At 38.4% G+C, this 20,671-nt stretch carries 15 protein-coding genes; 3 read left to right on the top strand and 12 right to left on the bottom strand.

Features of this window, described 5'->3' with window-relative positions:
• Positions 1–317 precede the first annotated feature (317 nt).
• Genes yhaM through ACZ11_RS23275 form a run of 3 tightly spaced genes read right to left on the bottom strand, consistent with a single transcriptional unit; the run spans position 318 to position 5,363 of the window.
• The gene (gene yhaM, locus ACZ11_RS23285; protein WP_049668926.1) at positions 318–1,256 is read right to left on the bottom strand and encodes a 3'-5' exoribonuclease YhaM; all 939 of its coding nucleotides are present in this window, start codon (positions 1,254–1,256) and stop codon (positions 318–320) included.
• Positions 1,253–4,144, bottom strand: a complete 2,892-nt coding sequence (locus tag ACZ11_RS23280; protein WP_049668925.1) for an ATP-binding protein — start codon at positions 4,142–4,144, stop codon at positions 1,253–1,255. Before ACZ11_RS23280 ends, yhaM begins: the two co-directional genes overlap by 4 nt.
• A 4-nt stretch (positions 4,145–4,148) precedes the next feature.
• Positions 4,149–5,363 carry a metallophosphoesterase family protein gene (locus tag ACZ11_RS23275; RefSeq protein WP_049668924.1) on the bottom strand — a complete coding sequence of 405 codons (1,215 nt, stop codon included), beginning with the start codon at positions 5,361–5,363 and terminating at the stop codon, positions 4,149–4,151.
• A gap of 345 nt (positions 5,364–5,708) precedes the next feature.
• On the opposite strand from ACZ11_RS23275, the gene ACZ11_RS23270 reads away from it, so the two are divergent.
• Positions 5,709–5,894, top strand: a complete 186-nt coding sequence (locus tag ACZ11_RS23270) for a YhzD family protein (protein ID WP_049668923.1) — start codon at positions 5,709–5,711, stop codon at positions 5,892–5,894.
• Positions 5,895–5,954: 60 nt separating this feature from the next.
• On the opposite strand, the gene ACZ11_RS23265 is transcribed toward ACZ11_RS23270, so the two are convergent.
• Positions 5,955–6,737 carry an enoyl-CoA hydratase gene (locus ACZ11_RS23265; protein ID WP_049668922.1) on the bottom strand — a complete coding sequence of 261 codons (783 nt, stop codon included), beginning with the start codon at positions 6,735–6,737 and terminating at the stop codon, positions 5,955–5,957.
• 138 nt (positions 6,738–6,875) lie between these two features.
• Between ACZ11_RS23265 and trhO the strand changes: the two genes are divergently transcribed.
• Positions 6,876–7,847 (top strand): oxygen-dependent tRNA uridine(34) hydroxylase TrhO, encoded by a 972-nt coding sequence (gene trhO / locus ACZ11_RS23260; protein WP_049668921.1) that lies wholly within the window; start codon positions 6,876–6,878, stop codon positions 7,845–7,847.
• A gap of 513 nt (positions 7,848–8,360) precedes the next feature.
• Here trhO and ACZ11_RS23255 read toward each other — a convergent pair.
• Positions 8,361–10,109, bottom strand: coding sequence for an FAD-binding dehydrogenase (locus ACZ11_RS23255; protein ID WP_082172876.1), 1,749 nt, complete (start codon positions 10,107–10,109; stop codon positions 8,361–8,363).
• Positions 10,110–11,067: 958 nt separating this feature from the next.
• Here ACZ11_RS23255 and serA point away from each other — a divergent pair.
• Positions 11,068–12,675: a phosphoglycerate dehydrogenase gene (gene serA / locus ACZ11_RS23250; protein WP_049669173.1), complete on the top strand. Its 1,608-nt coding sequence runs from the start codon at positions 11,068–11,070 to the stop codon at positions 12,673–12,675.
• Positions 12,676–12,993: 318 nt separating this feature from the next.
• Here serA and ACZ11_RS23245 read toward each other — a convergent pair whose 3' ends face one another.
• The 7 genes from ACZ11_RS23245 to ACZ11_RS23215 all read right to left on the bottom strand — a co-directional run bounded on the left by ACZ11_RS23245 (position 12,994) and on the right by ACZ11_RS23215 (position 20,582).
• Positions 12,994–13,782 (bottom strand): HAD family hydrolase, encoded by a 789-nt coding sequence (locus ACZ11_RS23245; protein ID WP_049668920.1) that lies wholly within the window; start codon positions 13,780–13,782, stop codon positions 12,994–12,996.
• A 254-nt stretch (positions 13,783–14,036) separates the two neighbouring features.
• A complete protein-coding gene (locus ACZ11_RS23240) occupies positions 14,037–14,291 on the bottom strand; it encodes a DUF3006 domain-containing protein (RefSeq protein WP_049668919.1) in 255 nt (84 codons plus the stop codon).
• The gene (locus tag ACZ11_RS23235; RefSeq protein ID WP_049668918.1) at positions 14,278–15,456 is read right to left on the bottom strand and encodes an MBL fold metallo-hydrolase; all 1,179 of its coding nucleotides are present in this window, start codon (positions 15,454–15,456) and stop codon (positions 14,278–14,280) included. The genes ACZ11_RS23240 and ACZ11_RS23235 overlap by 14 nt, the downstream gene beginning before the upstream one ends.
• Before the next feature lie 87 nt (positions 15,457–15,543).
• On the bottom strand, positions 15,544–16,683 hold the full coding sequence (locus tag ACZ11_RS23230) for a glycerate kinase (protein WP_049668917.1): 1,140 nt from the start codon (positions 16,681–16,683) through the stop codon (positions 15,544–15,546).
• A gap of 189 nt (positions 16,684–16,872) precedes the next feature.
• Positions 16,873–18,378, bottom strand: coding sequence for a coproporphyrinogen III oxidase (locus ACZ11_RS23225; RefSeq protein WP_049668916.1), 1,506 nt, complete (start codon positions 18,376–18,378; stop codon positions 16,873–16,875).
• A gap of 294 nt (positions 18,379–18,672) precedes the next feature.
• The gene (locus ACZ11_RS23220; RefSeq protein WP_049668915.1) at positions 18,673–19,593 is read right to left on the bottom strand and encodes a copper amine oxidase N-terminal domain-containing protein; all 921 of its coding nucleotides are present in this window, start codon (positions 19,591–19,593) and stop codon (positions 18,673–18,675) included.
• 326 nt (positions 19,594–19,919) lie between these two features.
• Positions 19,920–20,582, bottom strand: coding sequence for a ribonuclease H family protein (locus ACZ11_RS23215; protein ID WP_049668914.1), 663 nt, complete (start codon positions 20,580–20,582; stop codon positions 19,920–19,922).
• Positions 20,583–20,671 lie beyond the last annotated feature (89 nt).

Here is a 20,671-nt window from a genome sequence, read left to right as displayed (position 1 = left end):
GTAGTTGTTATTTTACTATATGAAAAAGGGTTACGCTTATACAGGCGTAACCCTTTTTATATACAGTCGATTTCAAATAAAATTAATTAAAAGTATCTTGAAAACACGTAGAAGAGGATTCATTTTGAATAAAGTTTAATCAAAATGAATCCTCTTTCTTTTTAAACGCTATTTCATTTTTCACAAAGGTGTTATCACTTGATGTGATGCTTTTATACTTCTTCCATACTAGGGCGCTCATCTGTGACGCTGTCGCCCATACTTGAATCCAATTAACTTATAGACAAAGCATATCCTATGAAGCCTCAAATCTACATTTATTTAATAGACGGCTTATAAAACGATCGATTATCAAGCGGAAATAGTCGCTCAGTAAATTCACCTGGCGCTGTTTTGCCCAATGCTCGTGTTAGCATGTTCATCTTTGCATCAATATTATCAATATAATGCAAGATCTCCGCTTCCTGAATCATCGGTTTTTTCGGGCTGCCCCATTCTTCTTTACCGTGATGAGATAGCACCAGATGTTGCAATAGCATGACTTCCTCGCCCTCGATCTCTAATTCACTAGCAATCTTGGCAATTTCATTGACCATAATAGTAATATGACCAAGTAAATTCCCTTCAACAGTATACATTGTTGCAACAGGCCCTGACAGCTCAACAACCTTACCGACATCATGCAGAATAATCCCTGCATATAACAGATCTCGATTTAATGTCGGATATAAATCAGCAATTGCTTTTCCGAGCCTTAACATTGACACCATATGATCCAGTAGACCGGACGCATAATCATGATGATTTTTCGTTGCAGCTGGATAAACTAAAATAGCATCCTGATGTTTTTTAATAGCTGCACGTGTAATTCGAGATATATTCGGATTTTTAATATCAAAGAAAAATTGCGTCAATTCTTCATATAATTCTTCTTTTGGAGTTGCTGAGGAAGGAACTAAATCATTAATAGCAACTCCCTCCTCTGGTTTTGCTACACGAATTGATTTTATACGCAATTGGTTTTTGCCACGATAGTCATGAATTTCTCCACCTACACGGACAATTGCCTCAGCGTGATACATTTTTTCATGATCATCATTTGTATCCCATAGCTTTGCCTCAATATCTCCACTTTTATCTTGTAATAACAGTGACATAAATGGCTTTCCAACTGTGGTAACCCCTTTTGTCGCCTGTTTAATTAATAAAAATTGATCAACTGATTCTCCAGCCTGGAGCGTCGTAATACCCTTCATGTTGACGCCACTCCCCTTTCATTTGCTAGTGCTCCTACATCGACTATTTGGTCTTTCTGCCAATGTTCAAGCATCGCGTCATGGCAAGTAAAATATAAAATTTGACGTTCATATCCTACTTCTTTCATTAATTGTACCATTTTGTCTGTACGGTTTCGATCAAAATGGACAAAAGGATCGTCCATAATAAATGGAAATGGAGCAGAAGTTGTCAGTGTTTTTGCTAGTGCCATACGCAACGAAATATAAGCTTGCTCCTTCGTTGCCTGTGATAATTCTGCCATTTGATATCGTAATCCAGAAACATCCTGTGTAACAAAATAGCCTTCATCATTAATTAAAAGCTTCTCATAACGTCCACCTGTTAACAAATTAAATATTGTATTAACCTCTGTCAAAACATACGGTAGTTTTTCTTCTCTTAAGCGGAACAATGTTTCATGAATCGCAGTAGCCAATGCCTTTTTTGTAGCCCATTGCCCTATTAGCTGTTGCAACACTGATTTCTCCTCTTCAAACTGCTGAAGCAATTGACCATATTTCTCGTCATTTAGAAGATTTTCCTTTTGGATTTGTAGTGTCGCTCGTTGTTCTAAGCAATGATCTATGGCTCCCTGCATTGCGCTACGCTCTTCTTCTAAAGCAAGGAGTTTTTCTCTAAGCTGTTCCTCGTCTATTAATGACTGCTCGCTGTCTACCTTCAGTGAGACTAGCTGACTCTGAATGGCTTGAAGTTCTGTTGCTATTTTTTGTTGTTGCTCAAATTGTTCATGAGTTTCATAATAAACCTTCTCTGTTTGGACATTCGCAGCATCAAATAACTGAGTAATTTCAGACTCATAGCTATCTATATGTGATTGAACTGCTTGAATTTTGGTCTGAAGGTTAGTCAACTGCTCTTTTGCTTGATGGGATATCTGTTGCTCCTGCTGTAAAGTAAGGAATGTATTACGTAAATGCATAAAGATTTCTTGCTCACTATACTCTACATGTAAGACTTGCTGTACTTGATCTAGAAGCTCGATTTTCTCCGCTTGTACCGTTTGTAGAAGAGTAAATGTACTCTTCTTCTTTGCTGCCAGCTCTTGAGCACCACGAATGCGCATAAACAGCTCGGGTAATAATGTTTTCGGTATATTCCCCTCTAACCGATAGCGCCCTAAAAAATGTTGAAGCGACTGAGTAGCCTCTTCACTCACCTGCTCAGCCTGCTGAATTTTATATTCAAGTTTCACATATTGACGTTCTTTTTCTTGCTGCTGCGCATTTACATGTAACCAGCGATCTTCAAGTTTTTGTTTTTTCTGCAGGATGGCTTGAGCAATATTTTCCTCCTGCTCTAACTCACGTATTTGCTGACTTTGTTGTTTACTCGGCGCTTCATGTGCTTGTCTAGCAAATTTTAAATATAAAATAATGATCAGCGCCATTACCGCGCCTACAACGATTACAGCCGTATTTTTTTCCATAACACCATAGATAAACGCAAGCATACTTATGGCTAACACAATAAATATAAAAACACTTGGTTGTTGTTGTTTCGAGCGTTGTGACCTTCCGTAACGTAATTGTTCAAGCATTCGCTTACGCTGAGGCCACTGTGCTAAAATATGTTCTTCCTCCGTAGATAATGACTCCTGTTGAAGCTGCTGTTTCAGTTGAGCAATTGTATCTAATTCTGCATGTATTTGCTCTATCGAACGCAAATGAAATTTCAGCTCTTCTTCTGCTTCTTCTAATAGGCTTAACTGTTGTTGAAACTGTTCCTCTTGCTGTAATGATACTGTTTCCTCAAGCAGAATATCCTGCGCTGTTTTTTCCTGAACACCTAATAAACGAAACTGCGCTTCTATGTCTTGCTCGATTAAATACAGCTCATCCATTAAGTTTTGTTCCTTTACTACTAACTGATTCCACGTCGCTTCCTTATTCAAAAGTCGAGACATTTCAGTAATAGCCTGCTCGTCCACCGTTAATTGTAGCTTTTTTTGTAGTTCCTGATACTGCTCCTTTAGCTGCTGCATTTGTAGTGTTTCATGCATAAGCCGATCCTTTAATTGCTCATATCGTCGGATCCCTTCTGGAGGAAACTGCACATGTTCATAGCTTTTCCGGGTCTGTTCGAAGGCTTTTTGCTGTTTTATAAGTGGCATAGCCTGCTGAAGAATTGTGAGCTGCTGCCAATTTTGCTGCTGAGTTTTTTGTTGGCTATATAGCCCTTCTAGCCTTTGTTCGAGTTGTTGTAATTGTAATAATTTATCCTCAAAGGTCTGAATATTACCTTGCTCTTGTTTAATGGTGCGTTCTAGCTTTTTTAAATGCTCCAATTTTTGATTAATAAGTGGCACTTTGCCTGTTTTTTTAAAAAGCTCACCAGCATCTTTGTCCAATTTCTTTTCTAGAGACGATAGATGTTGAATCCCTGTTGTCCCAGAGGCAAGCAACAAATGTGTTAGCTCTTCCTCTGACATTTTTTCAATGCCCTGAAGCTCATGTAATGAAAAGGAGAAAATGGACTCAAAGGAGGCTTTTGAATAACCATATAATAGTTTTGCCAACAGCTCCTCATGCCCAATTGTTCCGTCTTCTAGATAAACAGTGACATCTCCAGCCGCCTTTCCTTTAATACGTTCTATCGTGCATTGCCCATACGTAGGGTGCCAAATCGTAAGCTGACCACCGAATTTAGTCGATACTTTCGGCTCATATTTACGTTGTGTCTGCTGTCTCGTGGGAAATCCGAAAAGCATTTGTAAAATAAACTGTTGAATGGTTGTTTTACCCGCTTCATTCACACCGTAAAAAATGGTAACACCTTCAAGTAAAGTAATGGTGATGTTTTCATGCTTGCCAAAGCCATAAATTTGGATTTTTTGTATCTTTAGCATGTATTCACACCCTTTGAATTTCTTCTGCTAATAATTCTTGCGCGTTGTGCATTAAATTTTTAACGTCCTGTTCTGTTAGAGGCTCAATTAGTCTTGCACCACCAGCATGTTGGTATAATTCCTTTAAAATATCCTTCCATTCAGAAATATCCCATTGCTCCATTAAATTCATCACCGATTCAGTTGCAGCAGTATGCTCATACAATACTGTCGATTGATGTAACACGAGCTTTTGAACCCAGCACATCGGTTCCATCCCATCTTCAGCTTCTCTAATAGTTTCTAGCCATGCATCAACTGTAGCATGTTCAAATAACGATTGTGATTGTTCATCTATATTTTTTAAATGGAGCTCAACAACAGATGCCCCATACTCTTGACGATTAAACATCAATGCTTCTTCACATTTTTTTAGTAGTTCATTTGCATGAAACACACTTGTACAATCCACCTCTACCGCGTTATAAACAACAGCAGATGTCGGCACAAATTCCAAATCAGTAGAGGTTTGTGTCAAGGTTACGTCATAGAAGCCTTTGATCCCCTGCTCTTTCCGATGTCGACTTTGAATATTGCCTGGATAAACAATCGGTGGATTTTGATGTAAAAGTTGTCGTTTATGAATATGACCTAGAGCCCAGTAATGATAGTTTTTTTCAAGAAGTTGATCTTTTGTGAACGGGGCATAAACAGCATGTGAGGTATCGCTAGCCTCACTTCCATGAAGCATACCAATATGAATAGCATGCTGGTCCTGTGCAACAGGATAACTATCGATCATTGATTTCGTTATATGACGGTCACCATAGCTGAAGCCGTATATATTAACTTGCTGACCACGTATTTTTAATTGCACAACACTTGTTTCAGCTGGTAATTCATAAACGTTGCTCGGTAAAGAAAAGCGTGTCCAAGCACCATTTAAGTGATCGTGATTACCATAGCTTAAAATGACCGGGATATTATGCTGAAAGAGTTTCTCCATAGCCTCTTGAAATCGTCTTTGTGCCTGCAAGCTACGATTTTCACCATCATATATATCACCGACAATCAATAAAAAATCGGGTTTCTCCTGAATAGCTTTTTGAATAATTTTATCAAAAGCTTCAAAAGTACTTGTTCGAATCTTTTTGAAGCTTTGCTCAGGTAAACCAAATAAGCCCTTAAATGGACTATCTAAATGTAAATCCGCCATATGGAAAAAACGAATTGCTGACATCCAATCACCTCAATAAATAATCTATACTTCGTAATCATTCTTTCATCACTCGCAATGTAGTACTTTATTCAGTACATTAGGATTGCTACTTCAATAATTTACTACCTGCAATTTATCTCATTTCTATAGTGAGACATTCGTGAAACATACCGAAACCGAATATTTGTTCTATTTTATCATACTTCACGCTAGATGAGAAATGTATTCAAAGAATGTTTATTTATAGTATTGCCTCGAATTTTACATAACTTTCATAATTTATCGAAATATCCGCTATTTTTACCGTGAAGTTTATAAATCTTCTATGTATAATAGATATATATATAAGTAAAGGATGGGGTTTGTATGGAGAATTATCGTTTTACAGCTTTTGAAAAAACTGGGGAAACATTGTTTGATGAAACATGGACATTCGAAAGCGATGAGGCTGCAAAAATCAACGGTTTACAACAAATCGAAGAAAAAGGTGTTGCCAACAAAACTCATCGCCTTGTGAACTCCTCAGGTAAATTAATTTTATTCCATGTCTAAAAATGACTAATAAAAGGCACGTAGTAAACTTTTCTACGCGCCTTTTATTCATTCTATCTTTTATTTTCCTGCAAAGGCAGGTGCTCTTTTTTCTACAAACGCATGGATTCCCTCTAAATGATCGGCCGTTTTACGCATTGCTGCTTGCCCTGCTGCTTCCATCGATAAAATACTCTCTAATTGAGGTAAATTTTGAGCATGTAGAATTTTTTTAGTCGTAATCATCGATGCAATTGGAGAAGCAAGCATTTTTCCAACTAGTTGGTCAGTAATCGCAAAAACAGTCCCATCTGGCGCAACGTAGTCAATTAATCCTTCATCATGTGCTTCAGATGCAGTTAATACCTTGCCTTCCCAAATCATTTGTTTAGCTTTGACAGTACCCACACGTTCCTTCATAAAGAAATGGCCGCCGCCATCAGGGATGAGCCCTATACCTATGAAATTCATAGCTAGCTTACTATTTTCACATGCCACAACTATGTCAGCCCCTAACGCTAGACTAAAGCCTAATCCAGCTGATGCTCCATGGACTGCCGCAATGACGATCATCGGTAGCTGGTAATACGCTTTGACAATACGTGTTAAATAAACCATTGCCTCATCAATATTTAGTGGCTTATTTGGATCTAGCATCGCTTTAATATCGCCACCTGCAGAAAAGACTTTTCCTTCCCCGCGAATAACGAGAACTTGTATTTCTTGCTCTTGCTGTAGTGCTTCAAAGCATTCTGCTAGTTCACGCATCATCACATCGTCCATGGCATTCATTGCATGTGGTCGATTTAATGTTAATGTTGCTCGTCGTTCTAATTTTTCTAATGTAATCGTTGAAAATTCCATCCCAACACCCCCAAATATGAATAGTCATTCACTATGTACTATTCGTGTTTTTTTAGAAAACTCCTTCTATCCTACGCAAAATAGCACTTGATATGCTATATTTAAGAACGAACATTGATTTAAAGGTGGTTAATAATTGTGACACAGAAAGACTATCGTATATTACTTTATTATAAATATATAGCTATTGAAGACCCTGTAGCATTCGCAGAGGAACATTTAGCAGTTTGTCAAGAAATTGGACTTCTTGGTCGTATTTTAGTTGGATATGAAGGGATTAATGGAACGGTTTCAGGTACAGTCGAGCAAACTGATGCATACATGAATCATATGGAGGCAGACCCTCGTTTTAGCGATATTATGTGGAAAATTGATGAAGCTGAAGGGCATGCCTTTAAAAAAATGCATGTGCGCCCTCGTAGAGAGATTGTACACCTTGGTTTGAACGATGATATTAATCCTTTAGAAATAACAGGAGATTATTTATCTCCAAAAGAATTTATGGAACGTATGCAGGAGGATAATACGGTAATTATTGATGCACGTAATGATTATGAATATGACCTTGGTCATTTCCGTGGTGCCGTGCGTCCAGATATTGAAAACTTCCGTGACCTACCTGCCTGGATGGAAGCTCGTAAAGAAGATTTTGCTGATAAGAAAATTTTAACTTACTGCACAGGTGGTATTCGCTGTGAAAAATTCTCTGGCTGGTTAAAACGTGAAGGCTACGGAGAAAGTGTTGGTCAGTTACACGGTGGAATTGCGACGTATGCCAAAGACTCTGAGGTAAAAGGTCAACTATGGGATGGACAAATGTTTGTCTTTGATCGACGTCGTAGTGTACCGATTAATCAGGTCGAGCATGCGATTGTCGGCAAGGATTTCTTCACTGGTGAACCGACAGAACGTTATACAAACTGCGCAAATCCTGAGTGCCATAAATTAATGCTTTGCGAGGAAAAGCATGAGTCCTTCTATATGCGTAGCTGTTCAGACGAATGCCGCCGCGCAGAACGCAACTTCTTTGTTGAAAAGAATGGTTGGACAAAAGAGCAGATTGAGGAACAAATCGCTAAAATCGCTGTAGTTCAAAATTCCTTTTTATAAGAAAAAAGAGCATCATCCATTTGTGGTGATGCTCTTTCATATTCTAAAACTCCTCATTTAGTATATTTTCTTATCACCGTAACGTGGGTTGATTTCCGTTCCGACTGGGCGCTTTGCCGCTGACGCTTCGCTTTCGCGCAGAGCAGAGCTTCCTGGGGGCGTCCGATGAGCCCCTTGGGGCAACAGGTGTTTTTTTGCGCGAAAGCGAAGTGTTAACGTAGCGGCAGCAGCAGGATGTTGGTCACGAAGGCGTTATCACAGGACGTGATGCTCTTAGCCTTCGTTCATCTATGTGCTCGCTCCAGGGTCTCGGGCCAACACGATGTTGGTCACGAGGGCGTTATCACAGGCCGTGATGGTTTTAGCCTTCGTTCCTCTATCGCTGATTCCCAAGGAGTCGCCCAGCCTCCACTCCAATCAACTTATTTACAGGGCATACGTTTCAATATACGCATCCCCAAATTTCTGTAATGAGCCCATATGTTGTCGATATTTCTAAAATTCGTATCACTTTTACAGCTTTTCACTTCCATGTATGTGAGGGTTACTCCTTTCATCCGAGTAATTCCCCCTTGTATTAGAGCGGCTTCTTCTCTCACCAGAGCTTTCTAAATTTTCTTTCGTCAAGTAACGCCCTACTTGCCGTCCACTAAATAAACAACCACCAACAAAAGTCCCTTCTAAAGCACGATAACCGTGTACACCGCCACCACCAAAACCACTAACTTCCCCAGCTGCAAATAAACCCGGTATAGGCTGACCATCTATCCCTAACACAGCACCATTCAAATTTGTCTGTAAGCCTCCTAATGTTTTACGCGTTAAAATATTTAAACGTACCGCAATTAGTGGCCAATTTTTGGGATCTAATATTTTATGGGGCTTCGCAACACGCACAAATTTATCACCAACATAGTTTCTTGCACCATGGATAGCATTAACCTGTAAGTCCTTTGTAAATTTATTGTCCATTTCACGATCTCTTGCTAAAATCTGCTCTTTTATTTTGATAAAATCAAGAAGATCATTGCCAGCCAACTTATTCATTCCTTCAACTAACTCCTTTAAATCATTAGCAATAACAAAATCCTCACCATGATTTTTAAATGCCTGAATTGGACCCGGTGCTCCTGGCAAAACACGTTTCAGAACATCGCTAATACTTTTATTTGTTAAATCAGGATTTTGTTCAGAGCCTGATAATGCAAATTCTTTTTCAATAATTTTTTCAGTTAAAATAAACCACGAGTAATCGTAACCTGTTTTTTGAATTGCCTCTAATGTGCTTAACGTATCAAAACCTGGAAAATTTGGTGCTCCAAATCGATTTCCTTCTGCATCAAACCATAATGATGAAGGGCCAGGCAAAATTCGAATACCGTGATTTGGCCAAATAGGGTCCCAATTTTTTAAGCCTTCTGTATAATGCCACATGCGGTCTCGATTAACGATACGTCCTCCCGCATGCTCAGTAATTTCTAACATTCTGCCATCTACATAAGCAGGTACGCCACTGACCATATTTTTAGGTGGTGTACCAAGTCGAGCAGGCCAATTTTTTCTGATTAAATCAAAATTTGCACCTATCCCACCGCTCGCCACGATAACCGCTCCCGCTTCATAAGAAAATTCTCCAATGCCTAGCCTAGAGCTTTTTTCACCGCGAATTGCATAACTTTGAGCCAAAACTGTTCCACTAATCCCTGTAATCCTTCCATCTTGTTGAATAAACTCATCTACCCGATGTCTTGGTTTAAAATCTATATATCCATCCTTTATGGCCTTTTTCACTTTTTCAGCAAACGGCTTTACAATACCTGGTCCAGTTCCCCAAACAATATGAAATCTAGGCACCGAATTTCCGTGGCCGCCTGCTAATGATCCCCCACGTTCTGCCCAACCGACGACAGGGAAAAACTTAATACCCTTAGACTTTAACCAACTATATTTTTCACCAGCTGCAAAATCTACATAAGCCTTGGCCCATTTATACGCCCATGAATCTTCATCCTCCAAGCGATCAAAGCCGGCCGTTCCTTGCCAATCTTGCCATGCAAGCTCTTTACTATCCTTAATACCAAGCCTTCTTTGTTCGGGTGAATTCACTAAAAAAATACCGCCAAAGGACCAGAATGCCTGTCCTCCCATTGAATTTTCAGGTTCTTGATCTACTAAAACAATTTTTTTCTTTGCATCCGCTAACTCACAGGCAGCTACTAATCCTGCCAGTCCTGCACCGACAATTGCTACATCATACATCATTCTATACCCCCTAAAAATCAATCTTTCATTACTTACATTCTTCTCTAATGGATCGTTTACCTTCTACACATTGTAAATTTGACAAAAATGTGACAAGAAAAAAACGTTCGCTTTCCTCCACTAAACAAAGAAAGTTCCTATTCTCACAATCCATTTAATACCAGTATTTCCCCATATAATTTTCGACCTCAAATATTTGTTAAACGCCCATGTATTCTGACTTAACATCTATCGATAGCGCTTTCATTGTCCTTTCCAGTAATACGAACGATATTTAAAACTAAACAACTTAATGTTCGTTTTTAGATACTTTACAGACTTCCCAAGTCTATATTTTTAATCTTTTTTAGAAATATTGTTGACAAAGGTGAACAATAAGGATTATGATGTTAACAAATTTAATCACACGGAAATATAACGACGGAGACACGCTAGTCGCAAGAAAATCCAAAGAGAGCTGATGGTTGGTGTAAATCAGTGATTTCTACGATAATAGTTCCACTCCTGAATAGATAAGCCGAACATCTCCAAAGTAAGCTTATCCGTCACATGCACGTTACGCATATAGCTAAGACTGCTAGAAATCTTTCAAGCAGTGATTAAGGGTGGTACCGCGAACCAATGTTTTTTCAGCCTTTCGCCCCTTACAACACAATATCTGTGTTTGTAAGGCGTGGAGGGCTTTTTTTATCTTCATTTTGTAATACTTACAAAATGAAGATAAAGCCTCTGGCGGATGTCACGGATTTTGAGAGGAATAAATTGTGCGTGCACAATTTATTCCTCTCAAAATCCGGACGCAATTTCGCCAAGGCGAAATTGATATTGTTCTCATTTCTAGAAAGGAGATTTGTATATGCTGTAAGATGTACTATCTCCACAAAAATCAGACTGTTTCGTATATAAAGAACACTAACATTTTTTAATTAAAAGGAGCTAATTACAAATGACTACTCAAATGACAACTGCAACTAAAACAATTAACGTATTTATAGCTGATCCACTAAGTGAAGATGGTATTTTCCCATTACGACAAGAACAAGATTTAGACTTAAATATCATCGTTGATACTGGTCTTGCACCAGAAGAATTAATCGCAAAAATTGCGGATGTAGATGTTTTACTAGTACGTTCTCAAACAACGGTAACACGCGAAGTAATTGAAGCGGCTAAAAGCTTAAAACTTATCGGACGTGCTGGAGTAGGTGTAGACAACATTGATCTAACTGCTGCAACTGAACATGGCATTATCGTAGTAAATGCACCAGATGGCAACACTAACTCTGCTGCTGAGCACACTATTGCAATGATGACTTCACTTGCTCGTCACATCCCACAAGCATTCAATACACTTAAAAACGGTAAATGGGATCGTAAATCTTATGTTGGCGTTGAGCTTAAAAATAAAACTCTAGGTGTTCTAGGCTTCGGTCGTATCGGTGTTGAAGTTGCTTATCGTGCAAAAGGTCAACGCATGAACGTTATGGCATACGATCCATTCCTAACAGATGAACGCGCTAAAGAGTTAGGAGTAACAAAATCAACAGTTGAAGAAATTTGTGCAACTGCAGATTTCATTACAGTACACACGCCACTTCTTCCTGAAACACGCAATCTTATTAACAAAGAAAAATTCGCTATGATGAAAGATGGCGTGCGTATCATTAACTGTGCACGTGGCGGTATTATCAATGAGGACGATTTATACGATGCAATCGTAGAAGGTAAAGTAGCGGGTGCTGCTCTTGACGTATTCGTATCTGAGCCAGCAACAGATCACAAGCTACTTACTTTACCACAAGTAATCGCAACACCTCACTTAGGTGCATCTACAATTGAAGCACAAGAGTCAGTAGCTGTTGACGTTTCAAACGACATCATTAAATTCTATAAAACAGGTACTGTAACTAACCCAGTAAACATGCCATCTATTCCAAAAGAGTTACTTGCACAAGTTGAGCCTTTCTTTGAATTAGCTGAAAAACTAGGTTCATTCTTATCTCAACTTACAACTGAGCCTGTAAAAGAAATCAACTTATCTTATGCTGGTGAAGTAGCAAATTATGATGTACGTCCATTAACGTCAAACGCGTTAAAAGGCTTATTAGCTAAAAACCACGGTAATCATGTTAATGACGTAAATGCTCGCTACCTATCTGAACGAATCGGCATGAAAATTAATGAGCATAAAACAACAACTGCTAAAGGCTTCACTAGCTTAATTACGATTGAAATTAAAACAGTAAACGAAACACACACAGTTGCTGGTACATTATTAAATGGTTTAGGTGCACGTATCGTTAAAGTAGAAGACTATGTTGTTGACGTTATTCCACAAGGTCACCTTCTTTATATTAAAAATACTGACAAACCAGGTGCAATCGGCCGCGTAGCTACAAAGCTAGCAGAAAAAGATGTAAACATCGCAACAATGCAAGTTGGTCGTGCACAAGTTGGCGGTACAGCTGTCATGATGCTAACAATCGACAATGCTGTAACAGAAGAAGATTTAACATTCGTTGCAAAGCTTGAAAATATTGATGAAGTAAAAGCTATTAACCTATAATATATTGATTTATATAGGCTGGGTAAAATTCTATAAAAATTAATAAACCGCATGAAATCAAATTAAAAACTTTGATTTCATGCGGTTTTACTTTTACGATTCGAACTAAAAACAATTTGGTCTCATCATCACAGATGAGACCCTGGAGCGAGCCTCGCGAGGATAGCGCCCAGTTGGAACGGAAATCAACTCTACTTTACGGTGATGAGCTTTTTTTCAATAACATGATTGTAAAGTTTCCACAGACCTAAATTTGTTTCGATATACTTCAAAAAACAAAAAAAGTACTGATCCTTTCAAGAATCAGTACTTTTTTACTTACAGCTTATTTACAAGTTCTAATAATGCAGTTAAAGAATCAACCTCATATGTTGGAGTAACAACACCATTTGGTACATTGTTTTCACGATTAATCCAAACGTTGCGCATACCAACACGAGATGAGCCTAAAATATCCGTATTTAGATTATCTCCAACCATGATCGCATCGTCTGCTGTAATACCCGCTTTCTCCATTACATGCTCGAAAATAGAGGCATCTGGTTTTCCTTTTCCAAAGTCCCCAGAGATAATTATATGGTCAAAATACGGTGCGATTTCTGGTGTTATTTCTAGCTTCAAATTTTGTAAACTTGGTGCTCCATTTGTCAGTAATACGAGTTGATACTTTCCTTTCAGCTTATCTAGCACCTCAAAAGTATCTTCATATAAGAATGGAGATACTTTACGCTCTGCCACAAAGCGCTCCCCTAGCTCCGCCCCTAGTTGTGCATCATCAATACCAAGAGCTGCTAAGCCTTTTGTCCATGCTTCTGTACGATAGCCCGGCACGATATTTTTCATTTTTTGGAAAGAATCTGTTGGATCGTCGAATGTTCCCCAAAGGCCTTCGAATGGGTTAATGCCAATTAACACCGTATAATCATATGTTTCATAGCCTTCGTAAAGTGCACGCGCTTCTTTACGAACAGCTTCCTCTAGCTCAGCCGGATTTACATTATGTATTGTTGCTGCATATTCACATGTTTTCTCAAATGCTGTTTTGACGGATTTTTTATCCCATAATAGCGTATCATCTAAATCAAAAATAATTGTGTTAATTGACATTGTGTCAGCTCCTAGCTTCCTATTAATATAATTATTTTAGCATATATTCAAAATATTTAGCATAGCGTTTTAGGTATTTAATTTGGCCGGTTAAATATAGGCTCATCACCATAACGTGGGGGTGATTTCCGTTCCGGCCGGACGCTTTCCTGAGGGCGTCCCAGCCGCAACGAATATCATGGCATACGCTTTATCAAATGCCATCCCCAACTTCTAGTGATGAGCCTATTCCCAGCCTCTTCTTCATTCTGTGACTATTGATTTTTCTTACGCAATCTATCCATTAAGCTTTGTATTTCAGTCTTTTTCTGCTCAGTCTCTTCTTTTAAAATTTCAATTTGATAGAAGTCGTCAATTTCTTCAATTAGCACGCGATCGCCAACCTGTACTGGTTTATTTATGGCGGACTGTAAAATGATTAGCTGTTCCTGTTCCTCTTCCTCTGGGTACTTCAAAAAAACTGCATATCCATCTTCAATACGGTCTAAGGTGTATTTAGTCAAGCTCACTAACAATAGCCCCTTTCGCATTACGTAATTGTGCAGCATCCCCATCATTCAGCCAAATTTGTTTCTTTGTCCACTTTAAATAATTTTGACCGTCTCGTGCATTTGAGCCACTTGTGACATAAATCGTTTTTCCTGGCTGCAATGTTACATTTGGAAAGTTAAAAACTTGATTACCTTCTATTGATATAAGCTGCCAATCTTTTAAGGACACTGCTTCATTACTATTATTTTTAATGCCTACAATTTCTTCGATTAAGTCCTTACTAACAATCTCAACACTTGCACTGGTTGTTTGTGGTGCTGAGGCAATTGTTCCAGACCATTCTTTCGAATTCACGTCATAGTTTACCCCATCTGTTGATACGATAACAGTCCCTGCTTCTGCAGTTGCATAAATTTTACTGCCAATTGCTTGTAAACGCTCAACTACTTCAGCATGAGGATGACCATACTTATTTCCCTCTCCATAGCTTAAAATTGTTACCTCAGGATGCACTGCCTGAATGAATTCCGCAGAGCTACTCGTGTTAGAACCATGATGACCTGCCTTTAAGATTGTTGCTTTCACATCGTCCTGCATCATCTCTTTTTCTAACGCTACTCCCGCGTCAGCTGTTAATAAAAATGAAACATTACCATATGCAATTTTTAAGACAATGGAAGCATCATTATTATCTGTAGCATTTTCATTGGCGTTTAACACCTTCACATTAATCTCATCATCAAACGCTATACTATCGCCTGTTTTTGGAACATTATAAGGAATATTCTTCGTATCAATAAGTGTCAGCATCTCTTCAAAGGTTTGAGATGTATGTACCTTCCCTGAATCATAAAATTGTCCGATATCTATCGAATTTAACACAGGAATTAAACCGCCAATATGGTCTGCATCAGGATGGGTAGCGACCACTATATCAAGCTTCTTCACGCCAAGCTCCTTCAAATAAGAAACAACATTTTGACCAGCTCCTTTAACGCCTCCATCAACAAGCATTGTCTTGCCGTTTGGCGATTCAATAAAAATCGAATCTCCTTGTCCTACATCAATAAAATGTACGCGCATTTCATGTCCCGCAGTGACAGATACTTTCTCCTCATTTAATGTCTCCGTACAGCCTGCTAACAAAAAAATACAAAGGAGCACTATTATTAATTTTTTCATCTACTTACTTCCTTTCTCTTTTTCTATTATACAAAAAAGAGAGCTAACCACGGGCTGCTCTCTATCGTACCTGTCATTGTTCTGGTATTAATCCTTTCCCATTTGCAGGTAAGACTCAAAAATCCTTTTTGTTTTCACCCGAATAAAATAATAAGGTTCTTGCATTGCCTGCTGAACACTAATATTTTCATCTACTAATGATTCAACAACGGTAAAATGTTCGAGCAACGCAGGTTTATCATTTTCATCTATTGCCCCTGACAATAAGACAGCCTGTACATTCGCTAATGTTGCAGCCTTTGCCACCCCTAATGGAGCTTTCCCATGTAATGTTTGACGATCCGATTTTCCTTCACCTGTAATAACAAACTCGGCACCTTCTAAATGCTTTTTTAACTGTACTGCTTCAATAACAATCTCAATACCTGCATGAAAACTGCCGTTTAGAAAAACTATTAACGCTCCTCCCAATCCCCCTGCAGCACCCGCTCCTTTGTAGTCGTGCAGTCGGATGTTAAATTGCTTTTCTACAATGTCTGCAAACTGTTTTATGCAGCTATCAAAATAGGCAATTTGATGCTTTTTCACACCTTTTTGAGGACCAAAAATAGCTGTTGCCCCGCTCTCTCCAATCAATGGATTATCAACATCACAGGCAATAATAAATGTTGCTTCAGCGATTCGGGGATCTAGCTGACTGACATCAATTGAAGCTAAATCTAATAGTGATGACACCCCGTCAGAAATTAAAGTACCGTCTTCTTTTTTAAATTGCAGTCCAAGTGCCTTTAACATACCTACACCAGCATCATTTGTAGCACTGCCACCAATTCCGATAATAAACTTCCTAAATCCTTCATCAAGAGCAGCCTTTATAAGCTGTCCCGTTCCATACGTTGATGCAAGCTCAGGATTTTTTTCTTTATCCCGTAGCAGCATAATCCCGGATGTCTGGGCCATTTCAATTACACATGTTTCATTATCACCGAGAACACCATATTTTGCTTCAATTACTCTCCCTAATGGGTCAAACACATATTGTGAAATATACCGACCATTTGTTGAGACAACGAGTGATTCTAGTGTACCTTCTCCACCGTCTGCTACTGGTAAAATGACGGTTTCAATCGATTGATCAACATCTAAGATTCCTGCTTGCATTGCATTAGCCACCTCGATGGCCGACAAAGTCCCCTTATAGGAATCTGGACTAATAACGACTTTCATGTTATACCTCCACTCATTTAAGTTAGGCGCTTACAATCATTATAAAATTCTGCTTAAAATATTTCCTTAGAATTTTTATCGGAATGTTTTTTAATTTTATCGGAATGTTTTCCAGGTTTATCGGAACATTATCGCGATTTATCGGAATAAAAGAGGCAATCTGAACATCACGTCAGATTGCCATCATTTTTATACCTTATATAATTCGTCTAAAAACTCGATTTTTTTACCGATTGCCTCTTCAAACGTCATGATGTAAGCAGCCGGATCCTTTGGATTATGGAACTGTGTAATCTTCCCTGTTTCAGGATGAACAAATTTAGAGGATGCTCCACAGCCAATCCCTAAAATTGTCTGTACTTCTTCCATGATAACAATATTATAGATGCTTTCTTCGCCAGCTTTACTGTAGCCGACATTTTCTAAATTGCCTAAAATATTTTTTTGACGGTATAAATAGTATGGTACATAATCATTTTCCTTCGTCCATACTTGTGCCATATGCATCATTTGTGCAACAGTATCACGGTCTGCCACCTTGTACTTATCCTTATTACGCGTCATTTCCGATGCACGCTTAAATGATAATGTGTGTACCGTTAGCGATTCAGGCTGCATTTTCCCAGATTCATCTAATGAATGGTGGAACTCCTCAATTCCTTCATTCGGTAAACCAATAATTAAATCCATATTAATATTATTCATGCCTGATTCACGCGCTAACCAAAACTTATCAATTGTTTCTTGTACCGTATGATGACGACCAATTGCCTTAAGTGTTTCATCTGTATATGATTGTGGATTAACACTTATTCGGTCAATGCCCCATTTTTTTAACACTTCTAGTTTTTCAGGCGAAATCGTATCAGGTCTGCCCGCTTCGACAGTTACTTCACGGATTGTTTCAGGATGAGGGAAGGATTCATGCATCGTCTGGTAGAGTGCATCCATTTCATTCGCCTCGATAGACGTCGGTGTACCTCCACCCCAGTAAATGGACGTGATTTTCATATTGTTTTCCTTCAGCCATTTACCCATTTCACGCAATTCAATATGCAGCCCATCTAAAAATGTAGCAACACGCCCTTGTTTTCGATTGCTGCCAATCGCATAGGCTGGGAACGTGCAATAGGCACATTTAGTCGGGCAAAAAGGAATGCCGATATAAATACTTATTTCTTTACCGATTCCATCTATATCAGGAATCGTCACTAACTGGCGAGCCACTATTTCTTTTAGTAGCACTACCTTTTCTTCTGACAAACGGAAATCACGAATAAGAATATCTGCAATTTCTTCCTCGCTCTTCCCAGCCTTTCGGAATTTATGGTAAAGCTTAGTTGGACGCACCCCCGTTAAAATTCCCCACTGCTGATGCATTCCAGTATGTTGCTCTAGCACATCTAAAAAAACGTGAGACAAAGCACGCTTAATACGAATATTTAATTCACGTCCTTCAGCCCCAGATTCGTTTTGAATACGGTAATCATTCGTATAACGCTTACCGTCTACCTCTAGAACAGCTCTTGTAGATATTGAGAAATCATCCCCAACGTTATATTCGAATGACACTGTCATATCTGTTCCTTCAGACTCTACTTTTAACTTTGAATCCTCGAAAAATAGATTCGCAATATGATTTAATACGCGAATCCAATCCTCAGGATATTTTTGATCTATATGAATAATTTTCATTTTCTTCGCTCTTTTCTCTCAAAAATTACAGTACCAATAGTTTAACAAATTTTTATAACGTTAAGCAAAGCCACTAATAATTACAGAACATTCTGTTTAACTTCTTTCAGCGTGTATCCAAACATCCGCATTACCGAAATGCCGACATCGTGTCTGCCCATATACTAGCCTAAGCACAAGCCGATTCTGATTAAGACGCTGTTCGTTCTCCCAAGTTTCCCGTGACAGTAATACTTGTAATAAAATTAAAAAATCCCCATAAAGGTAATCCTACCTTTACAGGGATTTTTTGAATTATTTTAAGTATTCCTCTACAAATTCAACTGGTACATATGTTTTATTACCTTCTAACAAAGCTGGGGCTGTATGAAGTGGGCGTAATGCTTTGTTATAACCAAACATTTTTTCTCCACGAGTAATTGTGTAAGATAAATTACCTTTCGATACAATTGCACCTTTACCTGTTGACTCTACTTTATAGCCAAGTTTTTCGGCAATCAAACGCAATGGAACCATCTTTGTGCCATCGACTTCATAATAATCTGTAGCGATTATTTCTGCTATCTCTGCATCTACAGTATTTTCTGTTGTATTTCCTGATTCTTCATCAAGGACAATTACTTTCGAAGGTGTTGTTTGAGCTGGGATACTCTTCGTTGAAACTGTATAGAAAACAACTAAGTTCTTCTCTTTTAAATCTTTAGTCGAAACTTTCTCTCCCTTCGTATTTAAAAGCTCTGTGTTTTCACCAATGTTTAATTTTAACATTTCATACGTATTGGTTAAGTTCTCAAAGAAGTAATCAACTTCAACAAATCCAGCTTCCTTAGTTTCAACAATGACAACATCGGGATTGAATTGTGGTGGATAAATTAATTTCTGTGGCTTGTTTGCAAATGTATAAGCTACAATTTTATCCCCTTCTTTAAGTTCAACTTTTTTACCTGTATTATCGAAAACCAGTGTATCTTTTGTTATCTCTAAAATGTTTGTTTGCTCGCCATCTTTTACTGTGAAATATGTAATTTTCTCACCAGAATTGACCTTTTCAACTGTTCCATAAGTAGTATTAAAAATGTGAACAGGATCAATTTGAATTTGTGGTAGTTGTTGTTCTGTCTCTGTCGAATTTTCTTTTGCCGAAGCGACTGGTATTACTACACTTCCAAATAATAATGCTGTCATTGCCGCAGGTGCTAATTTTTTCATGTTCATAATATCTCTCCTTATTATTAGGTTCATAGTAGTAGTAGTTTTAGAATGGTAAAAGTTTCATTTAAAACTGGTAAATTTGCGATAAAAACCATTTATCAGTAAATATCTATATAACAAATGGAACAATAGGATTTTATTTCAACAATAAGTTAATAATCAGACTATCACCAGTGCGTAGGGTTGAGTTCTTGTTTACACCCATGTAATTTTTCTTCTGTAGTAAATTTAGCCAAAAAAAACTGCACCTCCACTTGTTAGATGGTGTGTCTAACAAGTGGAGCGCAGTTCATAAATACTGGTGATTTGTTTTTTGAAGTGTCTTATACTTACTCCTTTACCATTTCCCTTAATCCTGTAATATCAATACCGTTTAATGCTTGAGTTGCAAGGCGATCTGCTTCTGAATTTTCTTTACGTGATATTAGCTTGTACTCTGGCTGGATACTGAGTTCCTCTAGCTTTGCATCAATTTTATCAGCCCAGCTAGATAAATTCTTTTCAAGTGCTGGCCATTCCCCACTCAATTGATTGATAACAACTTGGGAATCACCAGTGAAACAAACGGGCAAATGGTGAACATTCAATAGCTCAAGCTCGACTAACCCCAAATAAAGCGCTGCGTATTCTGCCTCATTGTTGGATTTAAGCTCTGATGAAAAGGAATTTTGTCTTAATCGATATGGCTTGCCATTTTGCTCATAATAAATCACACAGCCTAACCCCGATTGATTTGTACCTCGATCAAAGCCCCCATCAAAATAGACCGTAATATTGTGTGGCTCAGTGTCAATTTCCTTTAAATATGCCTTGAGTTCCTTTAAAGACCAATTTGTATCCTGTCGATCGACACAATGCAGTGATTTTACTCTCCCTGTTCGCTCCATGTCCTCTGCAAGTAGTAATGCTTGAGCTGCAGGCATTTCTTCTGAACGCAAAACAGTTTCTGCACCCTTTTGCGCTTTATAGGTCCATTCAATAATTACATGCATAGTATAACCTCCAATGATATTGAGCCATAAATTGAAAACGTGCTCCGGCTTGCGGAAACACGTTTTTCTTCTTACTTGTTATATGTGCA

The organism is Lysinibacillus xylanilyticus (genome assembly GCF_001183605.1).
GTDB lineage: Bacteria > Bacillota > Bacilli > Bacillales_A > Planococcaceae > Lysinibacillus > Lysinibacillus xylanilyticus.
Note: the sequence above shows the minus strand (reverse complement) of the source record. Positions and strands in the feature narration are given on the sequence as shown.